This is a genomic window from Streptomyces sp. NPDC058576, from assembly GCF_042718715.1.
In the GTDB taxonomy this organism is placed as follows: Bacteria; Actinomycetota; Actinomycetes; order Streptomycetales; family Streptomycetaceae; genus Streptomyces.
In genome coordinates, this window is sequence record NZ_JBHXPF010000013.1 from 122,589 (window position 1) to 132,785 (window position 10,197).

The following is a 10,197-nucleotide window of genomic DNA, read 5'->3' on the forward strand; positions in this document are numbered from 1 at the left end:
TTCCGGTGGACCGGGCCTGCCCGGTCCCTTTACGCACCTGTCATGCACCGGTAACTTCCTCCCCGCAAGAGGTTGCAGCAACATTCCGGCAGGGCTTGCCGCCGGGTCGTGTTCACCCACCGAACCCCGAGGCGCGTCAGGGTTCTCCCCTCCCCTGGAGACACGCATGAGACGCACTCCTCACCGGCCGCCACGACGCTTGCTCGCGGCGGCCGTGGCAGCGGCCGGGCTGCTGGGACTCCTCACCGCCGTACCGGGGGCGCCTCCCGCCCCGGCGACCGAACCCGTCGCCTCCTCGGCCGCCGCCGGGACCACGGCGACGATCTTCTACTCCACGAAGACCCGCGACTGGTCCGCGTACTACCTGCATTACGCCCCCGACGGCGGCTCCTGGACCACCGTCCCCGGCACGCGGATGCGGGCCGCCTGCGCCGACTGGGTCAAGCTGACGGTCCCGCTCGGCAGTGCGGCCGGCCTCAAGGCGACCTTCACCGACGGCTCGGGCACCTGGGACAACAACGCGGGCGAGAACTACGACCTGGGCACCGGGAACATCACGGTCCAGGACGGAGCAGTGGCGCACAGCGACCCGTGCGCGGACGCGGGGCCAAAGGAGCCGGAGGAGCCTGGCGGGCCGAACACCGCCTCCGTCTACTACGCGACCTCCACCGTCGGCTGGCCCACCGTCAATCTCCATTACCGCGCGCACGGCGGAGCCTGGACGGCGGTCCCCGGCATCGGCATGGAAGGCGCCTGTACCGGCTGGGTGAAGCGCACGGTCGATCTCGGCACCGCCACCGGCCTCCAGGCGACGTTCAACAACGGCAACGGGGTCTGGGACAACAACAACGGCGACGACTACACCCTGGCGGCCGGGCTCACCACGGTGAAGGACCGCAAGGTGACCGCCTCGGCGAAGGACCCGTGCGCCGCCGAGGAGCCGGACAGCGAGGCGCCGTCCGCGCCCACCGCGGTGAAGGCCGCCGCCGACGGGGTGGCGGTCGTGGTCACGTGGGAACCCGCGACGGACGACCGGGGCGTGACGGGATATCAGATATTCAGGACGGGCGGGTCGAAGGGCACGGTGGTCACCGACACCACGTCGACCGTCCTCTCCGACACGGGACTCGATGCGAAGACCGCCTACCGCTACACCGTCCGGGCCGTCGACGCCGCCGGGAACGTCTCGGCCGGGTCCGCTCCGGCCTCCGCCACCACCGGCGAGAAGCCCACCGCCCCGGCGGCGGGCAGACCGCTGGGCACCGACCCCCGCAAGGACCCGATCTACTTCGTGCTCACCGCCCGCTTCAACGACGGCGACCCCACGAACAACCGGGGCGGCAGCCAGCACGTGAAGTCCGGCAACGCGGCGGGCGACGATCCCATGTTCCGGGGGGACTTCAAGGGGCTGGTGCAGAAGCTCGACTACATCAAGGGGCTCGGCTTCTCCGCGGTCTGGATCACCCCGGTCGTACTCAACAGCTCGGACTACGACTACCACGGCTACCACGGCTACGACTTCTACCGGGTCGACCCGAGGCTGGAGTCCGCCGGAGCCTCCTACCAGGACCTCATCGACGCGGCGCACGCCAAGGGCATGAAGATCTACCAGGACGTCGTCCACAACCACTCCTCGCGCTGGGGCGCCAAGGGTCTGTTCACCCCGAAGACGTACGGCGTCCGAGACGCCCAGTGGAGCTGGTACTACGACGAGCGGAACGACGGCTTCGCGTACGACGGCCTCACCGTCGAGCCCAAGTCCGGGAAGTCCTACTACAACGGGGACCTGTGGTCCACGGCCGAGCCGGCGGGCAACACCTGCGTGGGCTGGGGCACGCCCACCGGGCAGACCTCGCCGGAGGGCTATCGCCTCTACAACTGCCAGTGGCCGAGTCCGACTTCGGGGATGTTCCCGAAGGCGCTCTACCACAACTGCTGGATCGGCAACTGGGAGGGCGAGGACTCCCGCTCCTGCTGGCTGCACGACGACCTCGCCGACTTCAACACCGAGAACGCCCAGGTCCGGAACTATCTGATCGGCGCGTACGACAAGTACATCGACATGGGCGTGGACGGCTTCCGGCTCGACACGGCGGTGCACATTCCCCGCACCACCTGGAACCGCCGTTTCCTGCCCGCCATCCAGGAGCGCGTCACACAGCGGTTCGGCGCGGAGGCGGCGAAGAACTTCTTCGTCTTCGGCGAGGTCGCGGCCTTCGTCAACGACAAGTGGAACCGCGGCTCGGTCAACCACTCGGCGCAGTTCTTCACGTGGAAGGAGCGCAAGGAGTACAACGCCGACGACCAGAAGGCGGCGCTGGAGATGTACGACTACGAGCAGCAGCAGGGCACCGCGTCCCAGCCCGTCTCGGACAACGCGTTCCTGAGGGGCAACGCCTACCACGCGCCCGACCGCAGCCGGTTCTCCGGGATGAACGTCATCGACATGCGGATGCACATGAACTTCGGCGACGCGAACAACGCGTTCCACAACGGCAAGGACTCCGACGACGCGACCAACGACGCCACGTACAACGTCGTCTACGTCGACAGCCATGACTACGGGCCCAACAAGAGCAGCGAGCGCTACACCGGCGGCACGGACGCCTGGGCCGAGAACATGTCGCTGATGTGGACCTTCCGGGGCATCCCGACGCTCTACTACGGCTCCGAGATCGAGTTCCAGAAGGGGAAGAAGATCGACTGCGGTCCGACGTGTCCGCTGGCGACGACCGGGCGCGCCTACTTCGGCGACCAGCTGGCCGGTGAGGTGACGGCCTCGGACTTCGGGAAGGTCTCCTCGGCCACCGGAAAGGTCGCGGACACCCTGTCCGCACCGCTGGCCCGCCACCTCCAGCGGCTCAACGAGATCCGGCGAGCGGTCCCCGCGCTCCAGATGGGCCAGTACTCCACGGAGGGCATCAGCGGCTCCATGGCGTACAAGCGGCGCTACACCGACGCGGCGAGCGGCACGGACAGCTTCGCCCTGGTGACGGTCTCCGGGAGCGCCACGTACACCGGCATCCCGAACGGCACGTACCAGGACGCCGTCACGGGCGACACCGAGGTGGTGACCGGCGGCACCCTCACGGTCCCGGCCCCCGGGAAGGGGAACCTGCGCGTGTACGTCCTGGACCTCGGCGGCAGGAACGCCGCACCGGGGAAGATCGGCGCGGCCGGCCCGTACCTGAAGTAGCGGGACGGCCTACCCGTCACGATCCGCCGCACCGCGCGCGGCAGGCAATTCTCGCGGTGCGGCGGGGCGTCACCGCCCTCGGGCGCTCAGGATGCCGGTGACGTTCTCGATGAGTGTGGCGATGACCTCTTCGTCGGGGCCGGGCTCCGGCTTGAACGTGGCGAGCTTCTCGGGTGGCAGAGGTCCGGTGATGTCCTGGACGTCCATCGTCGCGATGACGCCTCCGACCCGCATCGCGGTCACCAGTTTCCAGGCGAATCCCCCGTCGTCCCACCGGGACAGGGTGCGGTACCGCAGGGCGTCGTCCCCCAGCTCCGGGGCGTCGAGCACCTCGCTCGTGACGGTGCCCTTTCCGAACGCGTTGCTGACCCTGAACCGGTCGCACGTCCCAAGAGCCTCGCGCAGTCGCGCCATACGGGTCCGGGCGGCCTCTTCCGGGTAGCTCAGCAGGTTGGTGCTCCTGGGCGCCACGGCGCTCTTGCCCCGGTACATGGTCGACGAGGCTGCCGCGGCTTCCGCACCGTCGCCCGTGGTTGCTTCCCACACCTGCCGACAGGCCTTGGGCGAGACAGCCTGCTTGGCGTCGTACGAGGGAGGCGGCTCGGCGCCGTCCCGCGCACTGCTCCCCGTGATCTCGAAACCGACCGCCTGCTCCGCGGTGAGCAGCGCGCCCTTCAGCTGAGTGCCGGTGAGCGGTTCGGTGCGTTGCGCCGGTTTTCCGGCCGCCGTGCTCGTGGCGGTCCCGGGCTTTTTGGCGGCGTCGGCGGGCTCGGTGGCCTCCCCGCATGCCGAGATCAGTCCGATCGCCGTCAGCAGAGCCACCGCCGGCCCCAGTCTTCGTCCGTTCTTACGCGTCATCAGGTCCCCACCCATGAAATCTCCCTGTTCACCTGCGTACGGGCGAACCCTACGTCGGGGGTGACCCGGCCTGTCTCCCGGATATCCCCTACTCCGCCCGCAGGTGCGGGAAGCGCCATTCGGTGCGGCTGCGCAGGGTTTCGCCGGGGCGCAGCACCGTGCTCGGGTGGCCGGGGCGGTTGGGTGAGTCCGGCAGGTGCTGGGTCTCCAGGCACAGCGAGCCGTGGCGTTGGTGGCGGCGGCCGGTGCCGTCGGTGAACGCGCCGTCGAGCTGGTTGGCGGTGTAGACCTGGAGGCCCGGTTCGGTGGTCCACAGCTCCAGGGTGCGCCGGTCGCCGGGGGCGGTGAGGCGGGCGGCACGGCGCAGGGCTCCGGGGGCGGCGGAGCGCAGGACCCAGCAGTGGTCGTAGCCGCCGGCCCGCTCCAGTTGGGCGTCGGAGTGGCCGAGGCGTTCGCCGATGCGGTGCGGGGCGGTGAGGTCGAAGGGGGTGCCGGTGACCGGGGCGGGCGGGCCCTCGGGGATGGAGCCGGGGTCGACGGGGAGGTAGGCGTCGGCGTCGACCTGGAGCGTGTGGCCGAGGATGTCGTCGTCGCCGAGATTGAGGTAGGCGTGGTTGGTGAGGTTGACGACGGTGGGCCGGTCGGTGGCCGCCGTGTAGTCGACGGCGAGGGTCCCGGTGGCGTCCAGGGTGTAGGTGGCGCTCACGTCGAGCGCTCCGGGGAAGCCCATGTCGCCGTCGGGGCTGTGCAGGGAGAGCCGGAGGACGGCGGCGGTGTCGCTGCGGTGCCCGGCGGCCTCCCAGACCTTGGTGTGGAAGCCGTCGGGGCCGCCGTGCAGGGCGTGGCCCCGGTCGTTGGCGGGGATGTGGTGCGTGGTCCCGTCGAGGGTGAAGCGGCCGTGGGCGATGCGGTTGGCGTACCGGCCGACGATCGCCCCGAAGTACGGGTTCTTGTCGGTGTAGTCGTCGAGCGCGGGCAGCGAGCGGACGACCGGGCCGGGGTCGCCCGCGGTGTCCGGCACGGTGAGGCTGTGCAGGACACCGCCGTACGTGAGGATCTCGGCCCGGACGCCGGTGCCGGAGTCCAGGGTCCAGAGGTCGGTCTCGCTCTGCCCGTGGGCGCGGCCGAACGGTTTGCGGTGCACGGTGGGCATGAGGAGTTCCTTGGGGGGTGCGGGGAAGGGCCTCGCGACGGCAGGTCCTTCGGTGGTGCGGAAGGACCTCGCGAGGGTGCGTCAGCTCGGCGGCCCGGAAGCCTCGCGGGGCGTGGTGGACTCGCGGACGACGAGGCGGTAGCCGGGGCGGGGCCGCCGGGGTTCGGCGAGCGGGGTGCCGGCGAGGCGCTCGACGAGGCTGTCGACGGCGAGCCGGGCGATGGCCGCCTTGTCCGGGGCGATGGTGGTGAGGGTGGTGGCCCCGTACCGGCTCTCCTCGATGTCGTCGAAGCCGACGACGGCGATGTCGTCCGGGATGGAGAGGCCGCGTTCGGTGATGGTGCGCATGGCCCCGATCGCGATCATGTCGTTGTACGCGAAGACGGCGTCGGGCCGCTCGCCACGGTCGAGAAGGGAGGCCATGGCGGCGGCCCCGTCCTCCCTCCCGTAACCGTCGGTGACGACGACGAGCGACTCGTCGGGTGCGATGCCGGAGGCGGCCAGCTCCTCGCGCCAGCCGCGCAGCCTCAGGTGGGCGGGCTGGCGTTCCTGGCCGGTGCGGGAGCCGAGGAAGGCGATCCTGCGGTGGCCCAGCGCGATGAGGTGCGCGACGGCCTCGCGGGCGGCGGCCACGTTGTCGATGGCGATGTGGTCGTACGGGGCCTCGTACTCCCGCTCGCCGAGCAGCACCAGCGGCGCGGTCTCGGCGCGGGCCATCAGGTCCTCGGTCTCCAGGTGGATGGGGCTGAGGATGAGGCCGTCGATGACGTGGGAGCGGAACCCCTGGCAGACCAGCAGCTCCTTCTCCCGCTGGCCCGCCGTGTGGTCGACCAGGACGGTGTAGTCGTGCCGGGCCGCCGCGTCGACGACCTCGCCGGCCAGCTCCGCGAAGTACGGGTTGCCGAACTCGGGGACGGCCAGCGCGATGATGCCGGTGCGGCCCTTGCGCAGATGGCGGGCGGTGAGGTTCGGCCGGTAGCCGAGCTCGTCGATCGCCTGCTGGACCTTGGCCCGCATCTTCGGGGTGACGTGCTGATAGTTGTTGACCACGTTCGACACGGTCTTGATGGACACGCCCGCCCGTTGAGCTACGTCCTTGAGGCTGACGCCCACGGCACTCCTTGTACTTGGTTCGACTCGGCCCGGCCTGTGCGGTTCAGGTGGTTCTCCGGCTGCGCGCGAGGTAACGCTGCGCCACCACGACAACGATAAGGAAGCCGCCGCTGACCACCGACTGGTACGAGGAGTTGAGCGAGCCGATCTGGTTGATCAGGTTCTGGATCACGGCGAGCAGCAGGACGCCCCAGAGGGTGCCGCTGATCGAGCCCGCTCCGCCGATGAGGAGCGTGCCGCCGATGACGACGGCGGAGATCGCGTCCAGTTCCATGCCGACGCCGACGATGGTGACGCCGGAGGAGAGGCGGGCGGCGTTGAGCGCGCCGGCGAGTCCGGCGAGCAGCCCGCTGAGGGTGTAGACGAGGATCTTCGTCCGGGCGACGGGCAGGCCCATCAGGGTGGCCGCGTCGCTGCTGCCGCCGACCGCGAACAGCGTCTGGCCGAACGAGGTCCGCTGGAGCAGCAGCCCGCCCGCCCCGAAGAGGGCCAGCGCGATGAGGATCGGGTAGCCGAAGCCCCAGACGCTGCCCTGGCCCAGCTCGGCGAAGGCGGAGTCCTTGGGCACCAGGTAGGTGGTGGCCCCCTCGTCGGTGAAGGCGAGGAGGATGCCGCGCGCCGCGAGGAGGCTCGCGAGCGTGACGATGAAGGGGGCCATGTTCGCGCGGGCGATGAGCAGGCCGTTGACCAGGCCGATCGCGCCGCAGACCACCAGGGGTACGAGCAGGGCGGCGAAGAAGCCCCATTGCGAGGCCCAGGCGGCGAGGACACCGCCGAGGGCGAAGACGGAGCCGACGGAGAGGTCGATGCCGCCGGTGATGATGACCAGGGTCATGCCGAGGGCGACGATCGCGAGGAACGACGCCTGGACGGTGACGCCCCGGGCGTTGTCGACGCTGGCGAACGTCGGGTAGACGAACGAGGCGATGAGGATCACGGTCAGCAGGACCGCGAGGACGCCCTGGCGCTGGACGAGTTCGCCGACGCGGGAGCCGGTGGCGCGCTCGGGTCGGGGTTCGGTGCGCGAGGGGGCGCTCTTGAGGGGCGCCGGGGCCTCGGCAGGGGGCACGGTGGCCGGTGTGGTCTTGTTCATCGGGACCTACGCTCCCGGGCGACGTAGACGGCGGCGATGATGATGGCCGCCTGGGCGATCTGTGCGGTGGAGTCGGGCAGGTCGTGCTTGACGAGGGTGGCGCGCAGGAGCTGCATCAGCAGGGCTCCGGCGACGGTGCCGAGCACCCGGATGGAGCCGCCGTTCAGCGGGGTGCCGCCGACGACGACCGCCGTGATGGCGGACAGCTCCATGAGCGTGCCGAGCGAGGACGGGTCGCTGGCGGTGAGCCGGGCGGTGGCGAGGATTCCGGCGAGCGCGGCCATCACTCCGCAGAGGATGTAGACGCCGATCAGGACGCGCTTGACGGGCAGTCCGGACAGCGCGGAGGCCGAGCGGTTGCCGCCGATGGCGACGATCTGCCGGCCGAAGGTGGTGCGCTGCACCAGGAACGCGACGGCGAGCGCGAGCACTCCCGCGATGAGGACGACCGTCGGGATGCCGAGGAAGGAGCCGGTGCCGAGCGCCAGGATGTCCCCGTTGACGATCTGCTTGAGCTGACCGTCCGCCATGACGAGGGCGAGCCCCCGGCCGCCGACGAACAGGGCGAGCGTGGCGACGATGGGTTGCAGCCCGACGAGGGACACGAGCGTGCCGTTGATCGCACCGACCACCGCCCCGGCGAGCAGCGCGATCAGCAGCGCGGGGACCAGTCCGTAACCGAGGTAGAGCGGCAGCAGGGCGGCGGCGAGCGCCATGGTGGAGCCGACGGAGAGGTCGATGCCCTCGGTGCCGATGACCAGGGCCATGCCGAGCGCGACGATCACGATGGGCGCGACCTGGACCAGCTGGGTGCGCAGGTTGTCGGCCGTCATGAAGTGTTCGGTGAACAGGGCGTTGAACAGCAGCACGACGGCGACGGCCGCGTACACCCCGTACTCCTGGTACCAGGCGGGATCGCGCAGCCGTGCCAGCGGCTTCGCGGGGCGTGGCAGGGTGGCCTGGGTGGTCATCGGGGGTCCTCCTGGCCGGCCGGGACCTTCCCGCCGGGTTCGGGCGTGCGGTCACCGGGCGCGGCGTCGGGCGTGCGGTCGGCGGGCAGGGCGTCGGGGCTGTGGTCGGCGAGCACTTCGAGGAGGCGGCTCTCGTCCACCTCGTCGCCGGCGAGTTCACCGGCGACCGCGCCGCCGCGCAGGACGACGATGCGGTCGGCGCCCTCGATCAGTTCCTCGATGTCGGAGGAGATCAGCAGCACGGCGAGCCCTTCGCGGGCGAGTTCGTCGATGAGGGACTGCACCTCGGCCTTGGCCCCGACGTCGATGCCTCGGGTGGGCTCGTCGAGCAGCAGCACCTTGGGCTCCAGGCAGAGCCAGCGGGCGAGCAGCACCTTCTGCTGGTTGCCGCCGGAGAGTTCGCCGACCTTCTGCTCGGGGCTGGAGGCCTTGATCCGCAGCCGCTTCATGAAGAGGTCGACGATGCGGTCCTGTTTGGCTCGGGAGACGATGCCGGCCTTGGAGAGCCGGGGCATGGCGGCCAGCACGATGTTCTCGCGGACGGAGAGGCCGGGGACGATGCCCTCGGCCTTGCGGTCCTCGGGGAGCATGCTGATGCCCGCGCGGATGGCGGCGGCCGGGGTGGGACGGCCGAGGCGCTTGCCGTCGACGGTGATCTCCCCGCCGTCCAGAGGCAGCGCGCCGGTGAGCGCCTTCGCGGTCTCGCTGCGCCCGGAGCCCAGAAGGCCGCCGAGTCCCAGCACCTCACCGGCGTACAACTCCACGGATATGTGGTGCAGTTGGTGGCGTCGGTTGAGGCCGGTCGCGGTGAGGACAGGGGTGCGGGCGGCGTCGTGTCCTTCGGCGGCGAAGCCGGTGAGGCCGTCGCGGCGGACCTCGGCCATGTCGCGGCCGAGCATCATCGACACCAGCTGCATGCGTTCCAGCGGGGCGAGTTCGCCGGTGTGGATGTGGCGGCCGTCGCGCAGGACCGTGACCCGGTCGCAGATGCGGTAGAGCTCGTCCATGCGGTGGCTGACGTAGAGGACCGCGATGCCCTGGCCGCGCAGGTTCTCGATGACCCGGAACAGGGTCTCGACCTCGCGCGGCTCCAGCGACGAGGTGGGCTCGTCCATGATGACGACCTGCGCCTGTACGGAGACGGCGCGGGCGAGGGCGACCATCTGCTGGGTGCCGATGCCGAGGGTGTGCAGGGGCCGCTTGGGGTCGACGCGGACGCCGAAGCCGTCGAGGAGTTCGGTGGTCTCGCGGTTCATGCGGGGGAAGTCGATGAGTCCGAAGCGGTTCTTCGGCTCCCGGCCCAGGAAGATGTTGCGCGCCACGCTCATCAGCGGGACGAGGTTCACCTCCTGGTAGATGGTGGAGATCCCGGCCTGCTGCGCCTCGAAGGGGCGGGCGAAGCGGACGGGTTCGCCGCTCACGCGTACCTCGCCCTCGTCGCTCTGGTAGACGCCGGTGAGCACCTTGATGAGGGTGGACTTGCCGGCCCCGTTCTCGCCGACGAGCGCGTGGACCTCGCCCGCGCGCAGCGCGAAGGAGACGTCATCCAGGGCGACGACGCCCGGGAACCGCTTGCTCACGGAGCGGGCTTCGAGTACGGGGTCGGCGACAGCGGCCCCGGCCCGGGCGGTCTCCGGGTGCGGGGGTGTCGCGTGGGTCGGTGCCATGGATCCTGGCCTTCCGGTGGTACGGGAACGGTGCCGGGCCGCGGGGGGGGGGCCGGGGCCGGGCCGGGCGGGGGCCGCGCGGGGGCGGGGCGGGGGGGTCGGGCGGGGGGGGGGCGTGGTGGGCGCCCCGGCGGGGGGTGAGAGAC

Annotated in this window: 7 protein-coding genes; 1 reads left to right on the top strand and 6 read right to left on the bottom strand. The window is 70.9% G+C overall.

The features are described from left to right. Positions 1-166 precede the first annotated feature (166 nt). The gene (locus ACFWRV_RS13020; RefSeq protein ID WP_384332708.1) at positions 167-3,196 is read left to right on the top strand and encodes a carbohydrate binding domain-containing protein; all 3,030 of its coding nucleotides are present in this window, start codon (positions 167-169) and stop codon (positions 3,194-3,196) included. A gap of 69 nt (positions 3,197-3,265) precedes the next feature. On the opposite strand, the gene ACFWRV_RS13025 is transcribed toward ACFWRV_RS13020, so the two are convergent. The 6 genes from ACFWRV_RS13025 to ACFWRV_RS13050 form a co-directional block, all read right to left on the bottom strand. Continuing rightward, the gene (locus ACFWRV_RS13025; protein ID WP_384332711.1) at positions 3,266-4,069 is read right to left on the bottom strand and encodes a hypothetical protein; all 804 of its coding nucleotides are present in this window, start codon (positions 4,067-4,069) and stop codon (positions 3,266-3,268) included. A 73-nt stretch (positions 4,070-4,142) separates the two neighbouring features. Further along, the gene (locus ACFWRV_RS13030; protein ID WP_384332714.1) at positions 4,143-5,207 is read right to left on the bottom strand and encodes an aldose epimerase family protein; all 1,065 of its coding nucleotides are present in this window, start codon (positions 5,205-5,207) and stop codon (positions 4,143-4,145) included. Positions 5,208-5,288: 81 nt separating this feature from the next. Further along, the gene (locus tag ACFWRV_RS13035; RefSeq protein ID WP_384332717.1) at positions 5,289-6,320 is read right to left on the bottom strand and encodes a LacI family DNA-binding transcriptional regulator; all 1,032 of its coding nucleotides are present in this window, start codon (positions 6,318-6,320) and stop codon (positions 5,289-5,291) included. A 43-nt stretch (positions 6,321-6,363) separates the two neighbouring features. Then, entirely contained in the window at positions 6,364-7,413 is a 1,050-nt protein-coding gene (locus ACFWRV_RS13040; protein WP_384332720.1) for an ABC transporter permease, read from the bottom strand. Beyond that, positions 7,410-8,384 (bottom strand): ABC transporter permease, encoded by a 975-nt coding sequence (locus ACFWRV_RS13045; RefSeq protein WP_384332723.1) that lies wholly within the window; start codon positions 8,382-8,384, stop codon positions 7,410-7,412. The genes ACFWRV_RS13040 and ACFWRV_RS13045 overlap by 4 nt, the downstream gene beginning before the upstream one ends. After that, positions 8,381-10,051 (bottom strand): sugar ABC transporter ATP-binding protein, encoded by a 1,671-nt coding sequence (locus tag ACFWRV_RS13050; RefSeq protein WP_384332726.1) that lies wholly within the window; start codon positions 10,049-10,051, stop codon positions 8,381-8,383. Before ACFWRV_RS13050 ends, ACFWRV_RS13045 begins: the two co-directional genes overlap by 4 nt. Between the last annotated feature and the right edge of the window lie 146 nt (positions 10,052-10,197).